Origin of the sequence: Neobacillus vireti (assembly GCF_001026695.1) — a bacterium.
In the GTDB taxonomy this organism is placed as follows: Bacteria; Bacillota; Bacilli; order Bacillales; family Cytobacillaceae; genus Neobacillus; species Neobacillus vireti.
The window spans coordinates 339,906-362,319 of record NZ_LDNB01000014.1 but is presented as its reverse complement, the minus strand read 5'-3'; the positions used below and the strand labels follow the sequence as shown (position 1 = coordinate 362,319).

Genomic DNA, 22,414 nt, shown 5'->3' with positions numbered 1-22,414 from the left:
GGTAGTTATCTCGCCAAACTGGAGAACTATTTCGCCAAACTCACAACTTATATCGCCAAACCCGTTTTTCTTGCTTAACTAGACAAGGGATTCCGCCTATTTTAGGGATAATCTCGCCAAACTTCGGATGAATCTCGCCAAATTCGGTAGTTATCTCGCCAAACTGGAGAACTATTTCGCCAAACTCACAACTTATATCGCCAAACCCGTTTTTCTTGCTTAACTATACAGGGGATTCCGCCTATTTTAGGGATAATCTCGCCAAACTTCGGATGAATCTGGCCAAATTCGGTAGTTATCTCGCCAAACTGGAGAACTATTTCGCCAAACTCACAACTTATATCGCCAAACCCGTTTTTCTTGCTTAACTAGACAAGGGATTCCGCCTATTTTAAGGATAATCTCGCCAAACTTCGGATGAATCTCGCCAAATTCGGTAGTTATCTCGCCAAACTGGAGAACTATTTCGCCAAACTCACAACTTATATCGCCAAACCCATTTTTCCAGCTAAAATTCCAAGTTAAAAAAAGGGACCTCCTATATAGAAGGTCCTTTATAACTGGAAAAATTAGTATAATAAATACTTCTCCCGGACGTCCATGAATTTCTTCAGTCCTGGCTCCCATTCTTTCTTCATTTGTTCGATCGATTTACCTGCTTCGATTCCAGCTCGGATGGAGCCGTTGCCGACAAGGTTATCGAAGAAGGAAATGCCGTTTTTGTCTGGTGCCCGGAATTGGAATTTGTCCGGATACATATCATGGATGGTTTTGACAATCGTTAAGCCGGTTTCAAATGGTTTGTAGGAATTCCGGTTGGTGACATGGATTTGAACGCCGTGGCTTAACTGGTTCACAAACTTCGATGTTGAAGGGATAAACGACGCTGCACGGAAAGTAACTCCCGGTAAATGGTAAGAATTCAATTTTGCTGCTAGGTCATCGCTATTGATGAACGGAGCGGCAATTAATTCGAACGGTCTTGTCGTTCCACGGCCTTCTGATACGTTGGTTCCTTCAATCAAGCAGGCACCCGGATACACTAATGCCGTATCTAATGTTGGCATGTTCGGTGACGGCATAACGAATTGTAAATCAGCGTCATCGTAATACATGCTCCGCTTCCAGCCTTGCATTTTAACAACCGTTAAATCAGCGCCAATCTTGAACTCCTTATTGAATAGCTTAGCTAATTCTCCGACTGTCATCCCGTGGCGGACAGGAATCGGGTATTCACCGACAAAAGATGAATATTTATCTTCTAAAATCGGTCCTTCCACCTTTGCACCGCTGATTGGGTTCGGACGGTCAAGGACGATAATAGGTATATTATTTTCTTTCGCCGCTTCCATCGCTAACGCCATCGTGTAAATATACGTGTAAAAACGTGCTCCTACATCCTGAATATCAAATAACAAGACATCAACATTGCTCAGCATTTCCGGTGTCGGCTTTTTCGTCGCTCCATAAAGGCTGTAAACCGGAATTCCTGTCTTTTCATCAATATACGATTCAACATACGAACCAGCAGGAGCACTGCCGCGGACACCATGCTCCGGGCCATATAATGCTGTTAGCTTGATATTTGGGTTTTTATACAGCAAATCTACGATACTAGTAAGCTCTTGGTCGACGCCGGTCGGATTGGTAATTAAACCAACTCGCTTCCCTTTAATTAAGTCGAGACGATCCTTTAATAACACCTCAACACCTAAACGGAACTTCCCATTATTCTTTCCTTGGTCATTATCGTTCTTGGCAACTGCCGCCGATACCGTGGAAAGGACCAACAACAGCACAAGAATCCCCGTAAGCCATTTCTTTTTCATCGTACTCCTCCTCGTGTTTTTGAAAAATCAAAACCCTAAACCATGGTCAAATCCGTATAAGACACTGCCATCCTGGTTAAAGATTGTAACCGGAAGCTTGGCTGAAGGTTTATTTACACCGAAAATTGTGTTTACCGCCGCCTCAAAGCTTACGTCCTTCGTTCCGTACTGTGTCAGATACGCATCTACCTTAGGATAGGCCATAATATCATACGGATTTCGAATTCCTACACCAATTACCGAAGCATCCGTTTCGTCAATCATTTGATTGGCTAGCTTCATTAAACTGGCAGAAGGCAATCTTCCGCTCACTGTGGAAGTATTGGTTCCAACAATGATATATTTTGCTGTTTTCGCTTCAGTCAAATTGGCACCTGTAAGCGGTGCTGCAGTATTGATCATTGTTACATTTTTGTGGTGTTTTTGAACCTCAGCTAAAAGAGTAGGCGCACTCGAACCCACAACAACGATTTTATCGTTCACTCCTGCTTTTAACGGAAGAACGCCGCTATTTTTCACAAGTGTAATCGATTTAGCTGCTGCTTCTTTTTCAATTTGTAAATGTTCCGCTGATCTCCAAGTTTTTTCAGCATTAGAAACCTTTTCATCAAGGCTCTTTTCTACTTCAGCCTTAACGATGCCGCGATTTAATTTTAGCGTTAAAATTCGCTCAACGGACTGGTCAAGTCTATCTACAGAAATATCTCCGGATTTCACTGCATCGTAAAGGCCATTAGCTACGGATTCAAGTCCTACAGGCATTAAGACAATATCCGTTCCCGCTTTTACCGCACGAATAGCAGCATCAACAGGGCCGAAATGGTCGGCGATCGCCTGCATGTTCATCGCATCCGTCACAATAACACCCTTAAAGCCCATATCTTCGCGCATTAGACCGGTTAATACCTTATGGGAAAGTGTCCCAGGTACAGCAATTTCCGTACCATCCTTTTTCGAAATGGCTTTTGTATTATCGATTTTTGGGAAGGTTACATGTGCCGACATTACCGCATCTATTCCAGCATCCATTGCCTGCTGGAATGGGTATAATTCCACCTTTTTCAAACGGTCGATATCATGCGGCACTTCCGGCAATCCTAAATGTGAATCAGTCGCCGTATCACCATGCCCCGGAAAATGCTTTGCAGTAGCAGCTGTGCCCGTTTCATGAAGTCCTTTAATATAGGCATTGCCCAATTTTGCCACGAGGGCTGGGTCTTCGCCAAATGAACGAACGCCAATGACCGGATTATCAGGATTATTGTTAGTATCGAGAACAGGACCAAAATTCATATTAATCCCAACAGCATTTAGTTCTTCACCAATTGCCTTGCCAACCTTTTCAGCCAATTCTTCAGACCTTGAAGCTCCAAGCGCCATGCTCCCAGGAAAATCTGTTCCGGATTGCAAACGTGTAACGATACCGCCTTCTTGGTCAATAGAAATCAACAGCCCATATTTCTCCGCTGCATCCTGATAAGCACTGACAAGCTTCGTTGTTTGCGCTGCCGTTTCTGTGTTTTCCCGGAACAGAATGACACCGCCAAGATGATATTTCTTGACAAGCTGGACAATTTCATCATTCATTACCGTGACATTCTGCCCTTTCCAAGTACGGAAGTCCGGCATCAGCATTTGTCCGACCTTTTCTTCGATCGTCATCTGCTTAATCGCCTTGCCGATAATAGAATAGCGTGATCCTTTTTCTTTTTCCACAAGGATCTCCCCTTGATTCCCTTTGAATTGAATCGAAATTCGATCATTGTACTTGCCATCGCTGACTGAGATAAATGTTTTCCCGTTATGCCCTGATAAGGTAACTGCACCATCTTTGACAGAGGCGACATTTTTATTAGAAGACTTCCAGGTTAGGTGCTCCGAAGCCAGCATAAAATGGCCGTCATCATAAACATTTAGTGCATTCAAATCAATTTGGTTGTCTTTCACTTCTCTCGTAACTTGCGGAACGTTAAGGTCAATCACTACGTCTTTGATTGCTGAAGCCGCCGTTGCCCCTGAATGCGGAATTCCCGTTAATAATAGGGCAAATCCCAAACATGAGGTGATCAGCGTCTTTAAAAATTTACGCATGGTTTCTCCTCCTCTATTTTTTAGTAGTCTCTTAACTGCCAGTCGTTGATGTTAAACTTCTGCGGTTCATTCGCCCGCCTCTTTTTATAAAATTAGTAATTCCTTAACTCCCATTCATTGCTGCTAAACTTCAACACCGAAGAATCGAGTTTTGGATTCAGCACATACCAGCCGCGGCCGTTTGTTGCCGTATCCGTTTTATAAACAAAGCGCAATTTTTCCGCGTCTTTTGGGATGATCACTTCTTTTTTCTCCCAGCCGTTGCTGGTGCCTGTAAGCTCCGTTAGTTTTTTCCAAGCGCCGTTTTGAAAAATTTCGACATTGCCGAAATCCCAGCCAAACTCTGTCATATACCAGGTGCTAAATGTCAGTTTGGCGTCTTTTTTCAGATTAAGTGGGGCCTCCATGACACGGTTCACCTGATCGCCATAGCCTGCAAACCAAGCGGAATCCTTACCAGGAATCGAAACTGGAATCGCGTCTGCTACCTGTCTGGCAAATAATCGCCTTGTTTGATTCGTCGAAACGGTATTTCTGCTCGGATGAACCCGGTTGGTCAATAGAATCGCAATCGTTTTATTGTTCGGGCTGACGACAATTGACGTTCCTGTATAACCTGTGTGCCCAAAGGAATAGGTGCCTTCCGATAAGGCGTCCATGTACCAGCCTTGTCCGAGCTCCCAGCCAAGCCCGTGGTCATCGCCAGGGAAACGCTCATTTTGATTTTCAAGCAATAGCTTAATCGTTGCTGGCTTCAGGATTCTTTTTCCACCATACTTTCCATCATTGATGAAAATATACGTGAGTTTAGCAAGATCTTCAGCTGTTGAGAAAACCCCGGCATGACCGGCGACACCATCAAGCGACCAGGCATTTTCATCGTGAACCTCCCCCCAAACAAGGCCCCGGTTTGGCGTTGCTTGGAATTCTGTGGCTGCAATCCGTTTTTTCAAGGAGGCAGGCGGATTGTACATCGTGTCCTTCATCCCTAATGGCCCCGTGATATGCTCTTTCACGAATACATCCTGACGCTTGCCGGATAATCGCTCAACCAACGCACCTAAGGTAATCATGTTTAAATCGCTATATTCGTAGGCGGTGCCTGGCGGATTTTTTAATGGCTGCCTGAAAACTAACTGCAATCTCTCGTCGCGCGAGTTCCCTTGTGAATAGAGTGGAATCCAGGAGACGAATCCGGATGTGTGTGTCAGCAGCTGGCGGATAGTGACGTTTTCTTTGCCGTTAGCGGCAAATTCCGGGATGTATTTGGCAACCGGATCATCGAGTGCAAATAAGCCTTGTTCATAGAGAACCATTACTGCTGTGGCCGTGAAGATTTTACTAATCGATGCGAGATCGAAAATCGTGTCCTCTTTCATCGAGACCGGATTTTCCATTTCGGTAAACTTGCCATCAGTGTATTGCGCGGATTTCCCGTACGCGGTATGCTTTACGATTGTTCCACCCCTGGCAACAAAGGCAACCGCACCGGGCATGACTTTTTCCGAAATGGCTTGGTTCATAATTTGATCAATTTGCTGGAGTGGCGCTGTTACCATGCCAGCTCCTTTTGCTGAGCCGGGATGAAGAACGCTTGAAACTGGGACTAAGTTTGAATTCCAGGTGAAAACAGGGTGGGGTTTCTCGGAAGCGGTAGAACCTGACTTTTCTTTCTTTTCAATCGTTGGAACAATGGCTGCATCACTACTGGCAAAAGCAGTTGCCGTTCCGAAAAAGACAGTACAGACAGTGGATAAAATAATAGTTTTACTTTTCATAAATCCTCCTTTGGCTGAACAATTAATTGTAAGCGGAATTGCTATGTATTATGACTGTTACCGCTTACAGCTTATAGTTAAAGGATATACGGATTGATGTATAGTCGTCTATACCACATAATACCTATACCTGGCCAATTCGCTTCATTTATTAGGTATTTAGTTGTGTGTCAATTGGTTTATTTTTTGAAAATTGGAAATTCAAAGTAAGGATTCCCCCTTTATGCCCGTGCAAAATGACTAATTTTTAAAATATCCACAGTTTCCAGTACTTTATCCACATTTTCTAATTAGTTATCAACACCTTTTTCATGTTATCCACATGGATATCAACAAATCCTTGTGGATTACCCATCTTTCAATTTAATCAGATAAAGAATATCCACAAATCTTCCGGTTTCATCAACATTTTTTGGAAAGCTGTCCACAAATTTCATTAATTTATCCACATTTTAGTAATAAAAAACACCCAGGAACTATTCCTGGGTGTGGGGCCATGATGATGGCACTGAAGTAATGTCCCATTAAACTGCTTAATTTATTCATCATAAAAAGCCTAGGAGGATTCCTAGGCTTTTTTCATTATCAATTAAAGTTAAGTTAGATCAATGAACCAAGTTCAACGACCTTACTATTATGGTAGATTGATTTAATCTTTAGCTTTGCTTTTAAATCCTCACACAAGCAATCTTGCTGCAGCAGCTCATTGTGGCGGTGCTGGAATACATGATAAAAGTACCGGCCCTTAATTAACATTTTTAACACATAAAAACCTCCTCAATCGATTGGTTAACATAAATCGCAGGAGTTGGTCGTGTTCGGCAACTGGCTAGCATCGTCGTTAAACATTAGCCCCTCTAGTTTTGCGTCACCATTTTTCAATGGTTTTGCCGTTTCGTACGATTTATGTGTCATAAAAAGCATATGCAACTTGAATATAAAAAAAAAGAGTCTTTAGACCCATCAAGTGTAAAAATATGGTCGTTTTAAATCTTTGAAAAGAGGGTATTATTTTGCTACCTACTATCGTTTGGGATTGTGGGCTTTATTTTTCTGGCATGTTTTAAAGCTTTTAATAGTGTCCATGCTGATTATTGAAGTTAATTTTTATAAAAAGGAAGTTTACTATGACAAAGTTTAGATTTATCATTCTATGTCTAATCATATTTGGGGTCGCTTTAGCGGGCTGCGTGGGGAAGAGTCATTTTGAAAGTGAGAGGAAAACGGTTGAGCAACAGCCGATTTCTGCTAGCAAGCATTCAACTGACACGCTGAAAAGCGTTAAACACCTCAAAAACGGGTCAAGCATCCATGTAGTTTCCAATCCAGAAATAATCCCGGTGCTGGTTAACAAGCTGAATAAGCTGCCTGATCATTACAAGCCGACAGATTTGATTTATCCAGACATCCCTTTCACCTTTAAAGAGAAAATCGAAAAGCGAAAAATGCGGGCAGCCGCAGCAGCCGCCATTGAAAAATTATTTGCTGGTGCTAACCAGGAGGGTGTGAAATTACTCGGTGTTTCGGCTTACCGATCCCACGAGGTCCAAACCAGTTTGTTCAATCACTATGTTAAATCAGATGGGTATGAAGCAGCCAAAAGGTACAGTGCTGTCCCTGGAACGAGCGAGCATGAAACAGGCCTTGCCATCGATGTGACTGGCGGGGACGGAAAATGCGCCGCAGAGGAATGTTTCGAAGGGACGGAAGCGGCCAGCTGGCTCGAGAACCATGCGGCAGAATACGGCTTTATTATCCGCTATCCAAAAGGAAGAGACGCCATCACCGGATACCAATACGAACCATGGCACCTCCGCTACGTCGGAAAAGCAATCGCCCAAGAAATCATGAGCCGCGGCATTACACTCGAAGAATACAACAACGCAACACCAGTTAATAATTAACTGGTTGTGGGGTGGGGTGCCTGACACCCAAAAAATACATTTGTCTTCGTATGGGGGACACCAAAATTTTACAAATTAAAAAGAGCCTCTGTTGCAGTAGGTTTGCAGCAGAGGCTCCTTTTATTATTTTCCTTTTATTTCTAATAGTTTTAGCCGCAGGTCGTTTTCCATGTTGGCTAGTTCTTGCTCAGCTAGGCGGCGCTTATGCCTTCCTTCTTCTTGAATGCGCATCGTTTCTTCTAGTGTTGAGATTAAGCTTTCTTGCGTTTTCTTTAATGTTTCAATATCGACGAGGCCGCGCTCGTTTTCCTTCGCGGTTTCAATCGTATTCGTTTTCAGCATTTCTGCATTTTTCAACAGCAGCTCATTGGTTGTTTTGGAAACCTGCTTTTGTGCCTCGACGGCATGACGCTGGCGGATTAAGGTTAACGCAATCGCCACTTGATTTTTCCATAATGGAATCGCCGTCATGATCGACGATTGGATTTTCTCAACAAGCGCTTGGTTCGTGTTTTGAATCAAGCGGATTTGCGGTGCACTTTGAATCGTGATTTCCCGGCTTAGTTTCAAATCATGGAGACGCTTGTCTAAACGGTCGGCAAATTGAATCATATCGTTGACTTCTTGGAATTTCATTTGATCATTGGCTGCTTCCGCCGCCCTTTTCAATTGCGGGATTGTTTTTTCCTGCATTTCTTCAAGCTTGATTTCCCCAGCGGCAATATAGACATTCAGGGCATGGAAATATTCCTTATTCGTTTCATAAAGCTGTTCAAGCAATTTGATATCGGATAAAAGAACATTTTTGCTCCGATCCAGTTTCACGCTGATTCGGTCGATTTGTGCTCCAGTTTTTTGATATTTGGAAAGGACCTCCTGTAGTGAACCGGAAATTTTTCCAAACATACGGGCAAAAAAGGATGGCTTCCCATCCTTCAGTTCGTCTGGATTTACCTCATCAAGCCGCTTCATTAAATCGCTGATAATCTCGCCGATTTCGCCAACATCCTTTTTCTGCACATGCTCAAGCATCGCGTGAGAGAAGGATAACAGCTTTCCTTGCGCCTGAGTGCCGTATAGAATCATCGCTTGATGGTTGGTGGGGTCAATTTGTTCCGCAAGCTGATAGGCCTTTGCCCGGTTTTCCTCAGGCAGGACATCAATTAACTTTACTGGCTTGACTTCATTTGTTTGTTGAACTGGGTTTTTGGAAAGTTCAAGTTGATCGCCAAACGGGTTGGCGAGAATATCATCTAATAAGTTGCCGGTTTTATTGGATTGGATTGGGTTGTTTTCGCTCATTTAAGCCACCTATTCTCTTCGGGAAATTTAGAATCTTTTTTCTGCTTAAGGGTATGTTTTGCGACATCAATTTCAAAATTTAATGTATCAACATCATCGGAGATTACATGATATAAATCCTCTTCCAAAACTTTTGATAATTCGTTTAATGTTCTGCGTGTTTCGATAAGGGATTGCCCTATCTCGGCGTTTTGTTTCGGCTGTGAGGATAAGAAGCTGTATTTTTCCGTGAGCTCGACAACTGAATCTAAATGGGAGAAATAAAATTCTTCGGCTTTATAGAAACGCTTCGGCTCCCTCATGGTCATTTTGTGGATTTTTTTAGTAATCCGATGTATGTCAATTCTTTGCTTAACAGAAGAAATATCTCGTATCTTAAAAATACTCTTGTTCATACGGCTGATTTTTCGTTTCGCCTCGACTAGATTCTTCCTAATGTAGCGGTATTCTTTTCTTGAAAGCTGGTGCTTAGATAAAAAACGGCTGTTCATGAAAATCGAAAGGACTACATGGGTAAGGACCCCGGCAAGGATGGCATAACCAGTTGACTGCAAAAAAGTCAGCCCTACAGGAATAAGGCATATCAGCCAAGTGATGATTGTTATCGGAAAGGCCACAAACGAGCGGACAATAAACGAAAGAAAAGGGTTCATCATAAATCGACTCCTGACTATTAATCGATAGTATTTCATACGAAGGAACGCAATTAAAGGTTTCACTCCCATGAAATATTCTATCAAAAGAAAGTTATTTCCATTAACTACTTCAACAATACACGAAAAAAATCCTGCCTGCCATAGACCACAAACGGAAAGATATCTACGACTTAAGACGTATTTTAATGATAACGGGGGCTTTTACGGTATTTTAAATGGAGTGGCGTTTTTAATGGTGTGGTGTTGTTTAGGGTGTCAGGCACCGCTCGTGGCCATTTGTCCGTCCCCATTAGACAGTAGAAAGAAAAAGAGCGAGGACCAGTGATTGTCAGAAAAAAATATGCTATCCGTAAAATGATAGCATACTTTTTCTTTTCCTTATTTCGTTTTCTATTATTGCTCGTAAAGTTCAATCGGAAGCCCATCAGGATCAGCGAAGAAGGTGAATTTTTTGTTCGTTAACGGATCCAAGCGAATGGCTTCTACCTTTATTTGCTGATCCATTAAATAAGCTACCGCCTCATCAATGGCTTCCACTTCAAATGCCAGATGCCTTAATCCTGCCGCTTCCGGGTAGCTTGGCCTTGCTGGCGGATCCGGGAACGAGAATAACTCAATCTGGTAATGTCCGCCAACTTCCAAGTCCAGCTTATAGGAATTCCTATCCTCCCGAAAAACTTCCCGCGCAGGGGTCAGCCCAAGAATCCGAACATAAAAATCCTTTGATTTTTGGAAATCAGAACAGATTATCGCTATATGATGAATTTTCGTTAACTTCATAAATTATCTGCCTTTTCTTATCTACCATTGCCCGGTAAAAAGTCTGCTGGTTTTTCCGAGTCTTTTGTAAAGTGGTAGAGGATGGCTTCAACGATTCGTTTGGAGGCGAGACCGTCTCCATATGGATTGGAGGCTTTGGCCATTTGGTCATGTGCCGCTTTGTCAGATAACAATTCATCTGCCAAACCAAAGATCGTTTCTTCATCGGTTCCGGCAAGCTTCAAAGTACCGGCCTCGATTCCCTCAGGACGTTCCGTCGTATCACGTAACACAAGCACCGGCACTCCTAACGATGGTGCCTCCTCCTGAACACCTCCTGAGTCGGTCAAAATCAAATAAGCTCTTGAAGCAAAGTTATGGAAATCAATCACATCTAACGGCTCGATAAGTTGAATCCGGTTGTTGTCCCCGAGCACGCGATTGGCGATTTCTCGCACCACCGGGTTCATATGGACAGGATAGACTACTTGAACATCTTCATGCTTTTCAACCACCCGGCGAATCGCCCGGAACATGTTTTCCATTGGTTCTCCGGTATTTTCACGGCGGTGTGCCGTCATTAAAATTAACCGATCATTCCCAAGCTTTTCTAATACAGGATGAGAATAATTGGCTTTAACGGTTGTTTTCAAAGCATCAATCGCCGTATTTCCGGTGATAAAAATAGCCTCTTCCCGTTTATTTTCCACTAAGAGGTTTTGCTTTGATTGCCCTGTCGGTGAAAAATGAAGATCTGCCAAGACGCCCGTCAGCTGGCGGTTCATTTCCTCAGGGTAAGGCGAATATTTATTATGCGTGCGGAGCCCCGCCTCGACATGCCCGATTGGAATTTGATGATAGAAGGCAGCCAGGCTCGCCACGAAGGTTGTCGACGTATCACCATGAACTAAGACGATATCCGGCTTTACTTCCGCCAAAACCTGATTAAGCCCCTCTAAGCAGCGTGTTGTTACATCTATCAAGGATTGTCTTTCCTTCATGATATTTAAGTCGTAATCGGGGGTAATTTCGAAAATATTCAAGACCTGGTCGAGCATTTCGCGATGCTGTGCTGTAACCGTGACAATCGATTTTATTTGATCAGGATATTTCTCTAATTCTTTGACAAGCGGTGCCATTTTAATCGCTTCCGGCCTAGTTCCGAACACTGTCATTACCTTTAATTGCTTCACTATAAAAAACCTCCAAAGAACGTTATCTACATACAATTCGTCGGCATAATTGAAAAATTATCGACCGTATGTGTTTCCCTATGCTCCGATTTGACAAGCAGTTTTGAAAAACTAACAACCGTTTAAGCCCACTAACATAATAACAAATAACCAATGAAGGGAAAAGCAATAACAAGAACGAAACCTCAACGGGAGCTTTTATCATAAGAAATTTATATTAAAATGATCCTGCTTACCGTTATTTTCTAAAATGATTGTATCAAAATCATTTTCATTTTTCTTGCTAATACTAAAAAAGGACCGCATTTCTAAACCCTCATCTACCTCTGAATCATACGTAATCTTTAGCACATTATCCTGTATAGTAAATGATATATTTGAATACTTTACGCCTTTTGAATTAAATAATACATACCTTGTATTTCCGTCAGTATTAAACAAATATAGCCCATCTTCTAAATCCTCTTCGTTAAACCCGGAATAGAGACTGTTTATTTTGTCTGTATCGAATTCTACTTCTTTTATCGATACACTCTTTTCTATTTCAGACTGGGATATGACAGTGAAGTTTGCCAGTTTTCCTACTTTGCTGCATCCGGTAAGCACTAATGATATCATCAAGAACACCATGAACTTTTTCATTTAAGATTGATCTCCCCTTTTATTAAAATATCCAGATTGTGTTTTCGCCTTTTAATCTTTTTTCTCCATTTTATCAGATTTTTCCTGCAATTAATCTATTCCCACATTATTTACTTGAAAATTTAGGTAAGAGGACTCAAATCAAGCCTAATCCCTGACCAAATGCTCCTTTTTTGCATAAATAATAGATAAAGGAGAGGATAAGGGATGAACATTATTCAATTCAAGATGGGCCCGTTTCCTAAAAGACGGGCCTCTTTCCTTCTGCCATTCCGCCCCACTGTCCACTCCAGGCGGACAAATGTCCACTAGCGGTGCCTGACACCCTCGGTTAAATATTTGTTTTGTACAAGCTTATTTTTCTGATAATTATGAATATATTGCATGGTGTATTTTAAATTTTCAATTTAAGAGGTGAATTGTATTTTGAAGAAGAGGGCGCTTTTTACCATTCCTATCAGTTTGCTGCTCATTGCAGTGATGGCTACTTCCTTTTTTCTAATAAATATCAAGCCAACAGCAGGAAACATATCGTCAGCACAGAGGCTGGCTGAATATACAAAGCCAGCAGTCGTCCGCATTGTTGACTACGCAGTTGTCCAATGGCAGTTTAACGACAACAACCCTAATGTCAAGGCTGTTTTCAATCAGCTAAAGAATCAGACGATTATTGGCGGCTCTGGATCCGGAGCAATCATCAGCTCTAATGGCTATATTGTCACCAATGCCCATGTCGTAGAATTTGCAAAGATGAAAGACGAGGATATAGCAAATGAGGCCTTTAAGCAATTAGTGGCGATAATGGCCGATTATTTCCAGGAAGATTATAAAGTGGCATATGATTATTTGGTCTCCTATACACATTACATTGATATCAAAAAAGCCACAAAGGTCATATTACCGGGCGGCGATATCCTTGATGGGGAGATTAAAAGCTATGGCGCCCCTATTAATGAAGGCAAAGATGTTGCAGTGGTTAAAATTGAAGGAAAGAATCTGCCGACCATTCCACTTGGCGATTCAGACGACATCCAAAACCAAGACAATATTTGGGTGAGCGGCTATCCGGCAGCAGGGGATTCTGATCTCCTCTCACCTGATTCATCTCTCGTTTCTTCGATGAACGCGGGACAAATTTCCGCAACTTCGAAAAAGACGGAACAGGGAAGCCCGGTCATTCAAATTAATGCGGCAGCCACACATGGAAATAGCGGCGGGCCGGTCATCAATGAGAAAGGGCAAATCATTGGGCTATTAACCTTTAGAGGCGACACCGTCAATGGCCAAGAGGTCCAGGGCTTTAGTTTCGCCGTGCCTGTGAATACCGTGAAAGAATTTGTAAACCAAGCGGGCGTAAAAAATTTCAAAAGCGATACAGATAAACTATTTAAAGAAGGCTTGGATTTATATTGGGGCGGCTATTATAAACATGCCCTGGCAAAATTTGAAGCGGTCCAACGAATCTATCCGAATCATTCCGAAATTAAACAATATATCGCTAATTCCGAGAAAAAGATGAGCAGCAGCAAAATGTTATGGTCGGACTACACCACCATTTTCTACATTGTTGACGGTGTATCTGGATTGCTGGTTATTATTTTACTAGTGTTCACCTTTGCCTTTAGGCCGAAACAGCCAGCGGCGGCAGCGACTGCGCTGGCAGCCGGGAACACAAATCCGGCCCCGGCGCCTGTGGCTCCTGTTGTGCCAACAGCACCTACAGCTCCTGTACCACCTGTTGCACATGCGGCCCCAACAGCTCCGGCGGCTCCAACAGCTCCGGCAGCACCTATTGCTCCCGCTGTTCCACCGACGACACCTGCTGGGCCGCCTGTTTCCGAAAACACCTTATCCGATCTAACCAAAGATGGAAAAATCGATATTCAAGATATCCTGCTCGCCCTTCAAGAACATCAGGAAAAACAAAAGAAAAAAGAAAAAGGAGAATAATAAGCGCAGTTGATTGAAAAGATTGGATTGGTGCCTGACACCCTTGGGGTGAGGGCACTTTTTTATTGAATTATAAGTAATCGCCTGCTTACCCTATTAAACAAGCAGGGAAACTGGTTCCGTCTGTCAAATATTATAATTATCATCGAAACTATCATTCACCAAGAACCAGGTCCGCATTGATTTCTGCCACCCTCAACGACTGTCCGCGAGCGGTGCCTGACACCCTATAATTCATTCAAACTTTTTGGGGGTTAATCAGATGAGAGCTCAGAAGAAGAAATCGAGAAAATGGCTTCGAGTAACCGGAATTATCCTTTTAGTGCTGTTAATTGCTGGAGGGGCATATGGTTACACCGTCTATCATTCATTTAAAAAGGCAGTTATTACGATGCATCAACCACTCGAACGGGAAATTTCCGTTAAACGTGAGAAACCTGTGGTCTTTGAAAAAAAGGATCCTTTTTCCGTTCTAATGCTTGGTGTTGATGAACGAGAAGGGGACAAAGGGCGGTCAGACACGATTATTGTCTTAGCTGTAAATCCAATCAATAATTCTGTAAAAATGCTAAGTATTCCACGTGACACCCGCACAGAAATTATCGGAAAAGGAAAGGAAGATAAAATCAATCACGCTTATGCTTTTGGCGGGGTGCCTATGTCGATGGACACGGTTGAAAATTTTCTCGATATTCCAATCGACTATTATATCCAGATTAACATGGAGGGATTTAAGGATATTGTCAACGCTGTTGGTGGTGTAAAAGTCCAGAATGACCTGGATTTCACCGAAAATGGCTTCCATTTTGCAAAAGGAGAAATTTCTCTAAACGGGGAGCAGGCTCTTAGTTTTGCTCGCATGCGCTATAATGACCCGCGGGGCGATTTTGGACGCCAATTAAGACAGCGGCAAATCATTCAAGCAATCATTAATGAAGGAACCAGCGTGTCAACCTTAACGAAATTCTCCGATATCTTTACAGCCCTTGGAAAAAATATTAAAACAAATCTTACTTTCGATCAGATCATGGATATTCAAAAAAATTATCGAGACGCCGGAAAGAACATACAGCAAATGGAAATAAACGAAACCGGCACAATGATCAACAAAATCTACTACGGCCTGGTCTCAGAGGAAGAAAAGCAAAGAATCCGCACGGAGCTTAAGAAACAATTAGAACTGCAGTAAATTTCGTTTCTCGAATTCTGTCAAAAATCAATTGAAATCGAAGTTTAGGACTATTTTTGAAAAATTAGAGCAGAAATTACGCACAGAACCTAGATTGGACCTTTTTCCATCCCGGGTTTCTCAATATTTTGATTGGTTGTGATTCCAGTGATTTGGTTGTATCTTGTCTTTTCCTATTTAATCGGCAATATCATGTTTGGCTATCTTGTCATAAAAATCCTGCACCATAAAGATATTCGACTTCATGGAAGCGGCAATGTCGGCGCGAGGAATGCCGGCCGCCTTCATGGAAGAAAGGCGTTCGCCCTTATTTTCCTAGGCGACGCATTAAAGGGGATAAGCGTAATTCTCATAGCCCGCTACCTTCATTTACCTGAGTATGTTCAATTGATTGGTCTTGGGATGGCGATTCTTGGTCATATTAAACCGGCTGCATTGAAATTCAAGGGCGGGAAAGGGATTTCGACCTTTATTGGCGGGATGATTTGCTTTGATCCGCTCCTGATTGCCGTCATTTTGCTGGCATTTTTCGCCCTTTATCCTTTTACAAAAAGCTTCACCTTCTCAGGGCTAGGGGCATTCTTGTTTATTCCTATCTTTCTCATATTCAAGCATTACCAGTGGATAACGTTTGTCATTGAATTAGCCTTAATTGCTATTATTTTCCTAGCACATTCTGGAAATATCAAAGAAAGGCTGAAAAGCCGGCGACAAAAGGGCTGATTTTTTAAAATAAAGGCTCTACCCTTAAAATAAAAAGCATTCACACTGTATTTAGCTGGATTGCCTCACTAATATGTTCGTCGCTGATGGTTCGTCTTGCTTGCAGGTCGGCGATCGTCCGAGCAAGACGGATGATTTTGATTTGGGTGCGGTTGCTCCAGCCCTTCTTTAGTGAAAGCCGTTGAAGCTGCCTTTGTTGTTCATCGCGCAACGGACTCCTTTTCATTAGGATTTCAAAAGGGACCCGGCCATTGCAAACCTCGCTTCCATAGCGTTCATATTGTCTATTCCTGGCTTCCTCCACTCTTCCCTGCACCATTTCAGAATTGTCCGTTGCTGCAGCCACATTAAAATCAATGGGGGTGAGCGAAAGGTTTTGATAGGCGGTAATCTGTTTGGATGTACAAGTACAATAATGAGAATTTGAGCCCGAATAGCCGCAAGGGCATGGATTCATTGCTGCCAGAAGAATAAAGGTAGCGGGACAAGTAACCGTCGCGTTTGTGCGGCTGATGGTGATTAACCCGTCTTCTAATGGCTGCCGGAGCATGTCTAACGTCTTTTTCGAAAACTCCCCAATTTCATCAAGAAATAAAACGCCGTGATGGGCTAATGATATTTCGCCTGGTTTCGGGTATTGGCCGCCGCCGATGATTGACACTCCGGAAGCGGAATGGTGGGGATTCCGGTAGGGAGGCGTTTTTGACCGGGGACATGCGTTCCGGCTCAATTGGTACAAGCTAAGCACCTCAAGATGGGCTTCTTTCTTCAGCGCGGGCAAAATGGAAGGGAAACTTCCTGCTAACAAACTTTTACCGCAGCCAGGCGGTCCTGTCAGTAAAACATGATGCTCCCCTGCCGCTGCAATTTCTAAGGCATGTTTAGCATCGCAATGACCAATAATCTGCCGAAAATCGATATAATCTAAGTTATCCTGATTCTCGTCCTCTTCTTGCTTTTTAAAAAAAGGAGGACGCCACTGCCCCTGACCCGATAGATGCCCGATAACATCCTGCAATGAAGCTACATAGATAATCTCCAGCGGATCAAGTTCGAGCGCCGGTAATTTTTCATCCATTGGCATGTAGAGCTTTTTGATTCCCAGCTTTTTGGCCGCCAGCACCGCAGGCAGAAGCCCTTCGACAGGCTGGATGGAGCCATCCAAAGATAAGGCCCCGACAAAAGCCGTGTCTTCCGGGATAACTGCCTCCAGTTCATGCAGGCTTAGCAGCACCGCGATTGCCATCGGTAGGTCAAACATCGGACCCATCTTTTTTTGATCCGCAGGCGACAGATTGATGGTTATTTTTTGACCAGACAGGGTGTAGCCTAATGAACGAAGTGCCGTGATAATCCGCTCCTTCGATTCCTTCACAGCCGCATCCGGAAGCCCGACAATTTTAAAAAAATCGTTTCCTACATAGGAGCCCACTTCGACATTCACTCGATAACCTTCCATTCCCTTTAAACCGATACTGATCACCTTTGCCTACATGGTTGTCCCTCCCTGTCCATGATATAAATTTTTCCATCCTTCCAATAGGATTTATCCGTTATGATTGTTTTCATATAGAGTTCGTAGTGTTGCTGTGGGGGATGGGGAAAATAGGCCAGCAGTGACTCGGTGTTTAATATCGGGATTTTTTCGCCGTCTCCGGCGACATAGGCGCGGTAGCTGCTCCAACGGTAATCCTCAGGTGCCGCCGCCAAACCGGCCGCAACCGGGTTTAAATGAATATATTTGCTGACATCAATCTCATATTCCGCTGAATTAAGGAGCTCGGCCCCATAGCGTTTTTCAAACACATGGCCCGAGAAATTGTATTTTTTGTTGATATACTTGGCATATTTCGTGTTGAGGTTTTTCATGATGATACTGAGTGGGGTTTCCGGTGTTTCAAGCTGCAGATGGGTGTGATTGCTCATTAAGCAGTAGGTGTGGAGAATAAATGGGTAACGGTCTCTTGTTTCTTCCAACAATTTGAGGTACTTCTGATAATCTTCATCTTCGAAAAAAAGTGGGCTTTTCCTAATTCCTCGGCTGGTAACATGATACTTCGCACCTTGAAACCAAGTACGAACCTTGCGGGCCATTAGCTAACACTCCTTACTGAATTATTAGATAGTAGATTAGTGGATTATTAGATTATGGAAAAAAATAACCTAATCCACTACTACCATTCGACACCATCCCCAAAAATCCTTCACAAAACCACAAAAGAAAAATTAAACTTACCCCTTTGTCCGGTACCATACTCCAAAAAAGAAGTGTCCACCCCAGGAGGACAAATGTCCACGAGCGGTGCCTGACACCCATTTCCTAAAAAATGTATAAAACCATCGTGGTGGTAATATTTATTTTATAGGGGTTTGTGTTTTTATTTTATGTTTAGGGGGGTGTCTCTGATGCTTGTTAGGGTTTTTCAGTGGTTGGCTGGTGTTGTCCTTTTCTTGTTTGGTCTTTATCTTATTTTCGGAATCCAGGAATTCTTCGGTACTTTGGCCATTATTGCTGCCTTTTTTATTTTTCCTAGACTTGAAAAGAAGGATAAAAAAACTTTCTTGCAAGATGATCATCATCAATTTTATAGTGATTCAGAATTGAGTGAGGCTGATCATTCCTCCCGGGGCAAGGATACTGACAAGAGAAGTGTCTCGAGCGGTGACGGCGGGGACTAACCTACTATTTGGTCCATCCCCAATACGTACAAAACATCGTTTCCTTTCCCCAAGATCTACATTTTATGAAATGTCTCCAATTAGGTTGGGGGCATTTTTATATTCGCCAAATATAGATATTTCGACTCATTTTTAAGCTCTCCCCCACTTTTCAACAAAAAGATTGTCGATTTTCGCTTCACATTACGGAAAATACAGTTTAATATTAATTTAGCAAATTAAGGATGCACCTGAAAATTTCAGGAAAATTATTAAAAAGGAGTGTGAAGAAGTTCTATTAGAGGAAGCACTACAACTTATTTGGTTGGACCGACTCTTTAAAGTAAATATTTAGGCATGAAAGGAATATAGAGTTGAAAAAGAAGATTTTACTATTATCAATTTTTACTGTTTTACTATTAGGCATAGGACTTGGTGCTACGCATTCCAATGCGGCCACCACAGGATGGAAGCTAGAAAATGGCAAGTGGTATTATTTCCAAAAAGATGCACCGGCAAAAGGCTGGCTCTACGTCGGGAACAAATGGTATTACATGGATGCCAAGGGTGTCATGCAAACCGGCTGGCTCAAGCTCAGCGGAAAATGGTACTATCTGCAAGCGGACGGCGCGATGAAAACCGGCTGGCTTAGCTTAAATAACAAATGGTACTTCCTCCAGACTGATGGCTCAATGAAAACGGGCTGGCTTAGCACAAAAAACAAATGGTACTTCCTCCAAGCTGACGGTGCCATGCAAACCGGCTGGCTGAATACAAGCAACAAATGGTACTACCTTCAGCCCGATGGTGATATGAAAACCGGCTGGCTCCTGCTTGATTCAAAATGGTACTTTCTAAAAACCAGCGGAGAAAGAAGTATTGGTTTCGAAACAGTGGCTTCGAAAAAATACTATTTTGATAGTTTAGGAGTCATGCAGGAAAACCAATGGCTTGAGCAAGGCGGGAAGAAATATTATTTAAAAAGTGATGGATCTGCCGCATCAGGTATAACAAATATTTTGGAAAAAAAGTATCTATTTAACACTGATGGCACTTTAGTCTCCGGCTGGGGGAAAATCAATGGAAAATGGTATTTTTCTGATATAGAAGGCATCGTACAAACTGGCTGGCTGACTGACAAAGGGAAAAAATACTTTCTCAATCAAACCGGTGTCATGATAACGGGTTGGTATGATGAGCAGGGCAAAAGATTCTTCTTCGATGGCAGCGGCGCTCTGACAACAGGTGTGGCCACGGTTGAGGGCAAGGGTTACCTCTTCGATAATGATGGGGTTCTATATTGCGGGGGCTGGTTTCCGGTCGACAGCAAAAAATATTTTGCGAATGATGCAGGTGTGCTTCAAAAGGGCTGGCTGAAATCGAATAACATCTGGTATTTTTTTAACAATGATTATTCGATAAAAACGAACTGGCTGCTAGATGGCGGCAAATGGTACTTTTTAAATGATCAAGGAGAAATGCAGACAGGCTGGCTTGTGGACAAGAATATTCGCTACTATTTAACTGCCAGCGGTGCGATGAAAACAGGCTGGCTTCAGGACGGCGGTAAGTGGTACTACTTTAATCTGTCTGGGGCACTGCTTACAGGCTGGTACCAGGACAAGGGAATTTGGTACTATTCTGATTCAAACGGTGTCATGCAGACAGGCTTGATTACCGTGGATGGCAAGGAATACTTTTTGGCGGATAGCGGAGCCTGGGTACCTACTCCTTCTCCTTCTACAACAAAGGGGTTAGCGGGAAAAACGATTGTATTAGATCCCGGACATGGCGGTTATGATGGCGGAGCAAGTGCGGCAGGGGTTTTTGAAAAGACTATCACCCTGCAGGTCAGCTTGAAATTTGCTGAACTTCTCAAAAGCAAAGGGGTCACTGTTTATTTGACCAGAAACACGGATGAATTTGTTTCATTGGATGGCAGGGTTGAATTTTCTAATTCAATAAAACCTGATGCGTTTATTAGTATCCACGTGAATTCGGCGACTGCTACGAGTGCACAGGGAATTGAGACCTATCATAATTCTAAAGATGGGGTCATGCCGGCAGAAAGTAAACGGCTTGCGGCATTGCTTCAGGATGAAATAATCAAATCTACCGGCGCTGTCACGCGTGGCGTGAAGGATGAAAGCTTCCGGGTAATCAGAGGTAATCAAGCACCAGCCGTTTTGGTGGAAATTGGCTTCATCAGCAATGACAAAGAACGGGCTAACCTAGTGAACAGCAGCTATCAGAACAAAATCTGCACAGGACTGCTGAATGGATTACAGAAGTTCTTCGATTAATGGGGCTTCTTTCGTTCAAAAAGATTGTATGGAACAAAACAATACTTAAACGCACAAAACGCACGCACAAGATGGGGCCATGCCCTGATTGTGCGTGCGTTTTTAATTAAAACAAAAAAAGAACCAAAGCCATTAGCCTTGATTCCGAACATCTCCCGCTCTCTCCTCAATCCCAGCGATTGAAGCCATCATTGCTTCAAAGGAGATGGGTTTGCTTATAAAATATCCTTGAATAATGTCACAGCCCAGTTGATCCCATTCCACAAACTGAGTCTGGTCTTCGATTCCTTCAATAATTACCTGTAAACCCAGGTTATGGGCCATATTTATGATCGGCAATACGACGCCTTTGTGTTTCTTATTTTTCCATAAACTAAAAACAAAATCGCGGTCGAGCTTAATATAGTCGATCGGGAGCTTAATAAAGTCGGAAAATGAGAAATAGCCATTTCCAAAATCATCTAAGGCAATCGTAAAACCAGCCTCTTTCAAGACATTTAATTTGTCATTGACTGTTTTCACTGAGTAAATCTCAATATTTTCGGTAATTTCCAACGTGAGTTGCTTGGCTGAAACCGAATATAAGTTAAGTATTTCTGTAACGTCTTGTAAAAAAGAATCCAGTAAAAGCTGGTTAACGGATAAATTGATGGAATACTTCATGATCCTAGTTTTCTCGCTGGCAATATGCCTGCAAACCTCTTCGAATACCCAGAAAAACAGTTGATTTGACATCCCAGCTTCCTCAGCGTAGCTGATAAATTCAGCTGGTGAAACTTCGCCCAAACTTGGATGATTCCAACGGATTAAGGCCTCAGCGCCATCAATTGCCTTTTTCTCCAAGTTATACTGCGGCTGGAATTGGACATGCAGCTGGCCCTTTTTCAAAGCATATGGGAAGTCATTTTCAATTAACACCTTTCGGCTTGCCGTTTGATCTAACTCTCCTATATAAAGTGAAAATTGATTTTCACCGCGCGCTTCCGCCACATACATTTGTGCTTTGGCAATCAGCTGCAGTTCTTCCGGCCCTTCAGCGCCATAAGGAAACATGCAAATTCCAATATTACTACTGATGGAAAAATGGCGAAAATCAATCGTATACGTATCAGATATCGAGCTAATAATTCGCTCGCAAATCAGCTTGCAATCATGCTCCGTTATATCCACTATTAAAAAAGCAAAATCTGTTCTATTTATTTTTATCACGGTATCAATATTTCTAATAGATCGTTTTAACCTTGCTAGAATGTTATTAGCAAGAGCGATTTCAATTTCTTCATCATTAGTTTGTGATAGTTCTGGTGGAAAATGCAATCTCAGGTAACAAACAGCCGTCGACATCTTATACCTTTTACTAAAAGCCAAAGTTAAATTAAGGCGGTCATTCAGCAATTCGACCTTTGGCAATTCCGGTTCATTATCCATTCTACCCAT

At 42.6% G+C, this 22,414-nt stretch carries 18 protein-coding genes and 1 riboswitch; of the genes, 6 read left to right on the top strand and 12 right to left on the bottom strand.

The window, feature by feature from the left end; genetic code table 11:
* Window positions 1–569: 569 nt before the first annotated feature.
* The 4 genes from AA980_RS19070 to AA980_RS27315 all read right to left on the bottom strand — a co-directional run bounded on the left by AA980_RS19070 (window position 570) and on the right by AA980_RS27315 (window position 6,463).
* Window positions 570–1,829: an exo-beta-N-acetylmuramidase NamZ family protein gene (locus AA980_RS19070; protein ID WP_024028533.1), complete on the bottom strand. Its 1,260-nt coding sequence runs from the start codon at window positions 1,827–1,829 to the stop codon at window positions 570–572.
* A gap of 27 nt (window positions 1,830–1,856) precedes the next feature.
* Window positions 1,857–3,920: a beta-N-acetylhexosaminidase gene (nagZ, locus tag AA980_RS19065; RefSeq protein WP_024028534.1), complete on the bottom strand. Its 2,064-nt coding sequence runs from the start codon at window positions 3,918–3,920 to the stop codon at window positions 1,857–1,859.
* A gap of 92 nt (window positions 3,921–4,012) precedes the next feature.
* A complete protein-coding gene (locus tag AA980_RS19060) occupies window positions 4,013–5,698 on the bottom strand; it encodes a serine hydrolase domain-containing protein (protein WP_024028535.1) in 1,686 nt (561 codons plus the stop codon).
* A 600-nt stretch (window positions 5,699–6,298) separates the two neighbouring features.
* Complete coding sequence (locus AA980_RS27315) at window positions 6,299–6,463, bottom strand: hypothetical protein (RefSeq protein ID WP_156351183.1); 165 nt, start codon at window positions 6,461–6,463, stop codon at window positions 6,299–6,301.
* A gap of 52 nt (window positions 6,464–6,515) precedes the next feature.
* Window positions 6,516–6,600: riboswitch (cyclic di-GMP riboswitch) on the bottom strand.
* A gap of 225 nt (window positions 6,601–6,825) precedes the next feature.
* Here AA980_RS27315 and AA980_RS19055 point away from each other — a divergent pair.
* The gene (locus AA980_RS19055; RefSeq protein WP_024028536.1) at window positions 6,826–7,602 is read left to right on the top strand and encodes a M15 family metallopeptidase; all 777 of its coding nucleotides are present in this window, start codon (window positions 6,826–6,828) and stop codon (window positions 7,600–7,602) included.
* Window positions 7,603–7,725: 123 nt separating this feature from the next.
* Here AA980_RS19055 and AA980_RS19050 read toward each other — a convergent pair whose 3' ends face one another.
* The 5 genes from AA980_RS19050 to AA980_RS19030 form a co-directional block, all read right to left on the bottom strand.
* Window positions 7,726–8,904 (bottom strand): toxic anion resistance protein, encoded by a 1,179-nt coding sequence (locus tag AA980_RS19050; RefSeq protein WP_024028537.1) that lies wholly within the window; start codon window positions 8,902–8,904, stop codon window positions 7,726–7,728.
* Entirely contained in the window at window positions 8,901–9,560 is a 660-nt protein-coding gene (locus AA980_RS19045) for a 5-bromo-4-chloroindolyl phosphate hydrolysis family protein (protein ID WP_328586693.1), read from the bottom strand. The genes AA980_RS19050 and AA980_RS19045 overlap by 4 nt, the downstream gene beginning before the upstream one ends.
* A 393-nt stretch (window positions 9,561–9,953) precedes the next feature.
* Entirely contained in the window at window positions 9,954–10,340 is a 387-nt protein-coding gene (gene gloA2 / locus AA980_RS19040) for an SMU1112c/YaeR family gloxylase I-like metalloprotein (RefSeq protein ID WP_024028539.1), read from the bottom strand.
* A gap of 17 nt (window positions 10,341–10,357) precedes the next feature.
* Complete coding sequence (gene wecB, locus AA980_RS19035; RefSeq protein ID WP_034724058.1) at window positions 10,358–11,515, bottom strand: non-hydrolyzing UDP-N-acetylglucosamine 2-epimerase; 1,158 nt, start codon at window positions 11,513–11,515, stop codon at window positions 10,358–10,360.
* 198 nt (window positions 11,516–11,713) lie between these two features.
* Entirely contained in the window at window positions 11,714–12,154 is a 441-nt protein-coding gene (locus tag AA980_RS19030; RefSeq protein WP_024028541.1) for a hypothetical protein, read from the bottom strand.
* A gap of 426 nt (window positions 12,155–12,580) precedes the next feature.
* Between AA980_RS19030 and AA980_RS19025 the strand changes: the two genes are divergently transcribed.
* The 3 genes from AA980_RS19025 (at window position 12,581) to AA980_RS19015 (ending at window position 16,016) form a co-directional block, all read left to right on the top strand.
* On the top strand, window positions 12,581–14,104 hold the full coding sequence (locus AA980_RS19025) for a S1C family serine protease (RefSeq protein WP_024028542.1): 1,524 nt from the start codon (window positions 12,581–12,583) through the stop codon (window positions 14,102–14,104).
* 262 nt (window positions 14,105–14,366) lie between these two features.
* Window positions 14,367–15,293 carry a polyisoprenyl-teichoic acid--peptidoglycan teichoic acid transferase TagU gene (gene tagU, locus AA980_RS19020; protein ID WP_024028543.1) on the top strand — a complete coding sequence of 309 codons (927 nt, stop codon included), beginning with the start codon at window positions 14,367–14,369 and terminating at the stop codon, window positions 15,291–15,293.
* A gap of 147 nt (window positions 15,294–15,440) precedes the next feature.
* Window positions 15,441–16,016: a glycerol-3-phosphate acyltransferase gene (locus AA980_RS19015; protein ID WP_024028544.1), complete on the top strand. Its 576-nt coding sequence runs from the start codon at window positions 15,441–15,443 to the stop codon at window positions 16,014–16,016.
* A 40-nt stretch (window positions 16,017–16,056) separates the two neighbouring features.
* Here the strand turns inward: AA980_RS19015 and AA980_RS19010 are convergent, their stop codons facing one another.
* Both AA980_RS19010 and AA980_RS19005 read right to left on the bottom strand, forming a co-directional pair.
* Window positions 16,057–17,475 carry a YifB family Mg chelatase-like AAA ATPase gene (locus tag AA980_RS19010; RefSeq protein WP_047771872.1) on the bottom strand — a complete coding sequence of 473 codons (1,419 nt, stop codon included), beginning with the start codon at window positions 17,473–17,475 and terminating at the stop codon, window positions 16,057–16,059.
* Between the two features lie 20 nt (window positions 17,476–17,495).
* Complete coding sequence (locus AA980_RS19005; protein WP_024028546.1) at window positions 17,496–18,110, bottom strand: transposase; 615 nt, start codon at window positions 18,108–18,110, stop codon at window positions 17,496–17,498.
* 312 nt (window positions 18,111–18,422) lie between these two features.
* On the opposite strand from AA980_RS19005, the gene AA980_RS19000 reads away from it, so the two are divergent.
* Together AA980_RS19000 and AA980_RS18995 are read left to right on the top strand one after the other, a co-directional pair.
* Window positions 18,423–18,695 (top strand): hypothetical protein, encoded by a 273-nt coding sequence (locus AA980_RS19000; RefSeq protein ID WP_024028547.1) that lies wholly within the window; start codon window positions 18,423–18,425, stop codon window positions 18,693–18,695.
* 353 nt (window positions 18,696–19,048) lie between these two features.
* Window positions 19,049–20,977: an N-acetylmuramoyl-L-alanine amidase gene (locus tag AA980_RS18995; protein ID WP_024028548.1), complete on the top strand. Its 1,929-nt coding sequence runs from the start codon at window positions 19,049–19,051 to the stop codon at window positions 20,975–20,977.
* A 132-nt stretch (window positions 20,978–21,109) separates the two neighbouring features.
* On the opposite strand, the gene AA980_RS18990 is transcribed toward AA980_RS18995, so the two are convergent.
* Window positions 21,110–22,414 carry a putative bifunctional diguanylate cyclase/phosphodiesterase gene (locus AA980_RS18990; protein ID WP_024028549.1) on the bottom strand — a complete coding sequence of 435 codons (1,305 nt, stop codon included), beginning with the start codon at window positions 22,412–22,414 and terminating at the stop codon, window positions 21,110–21,112.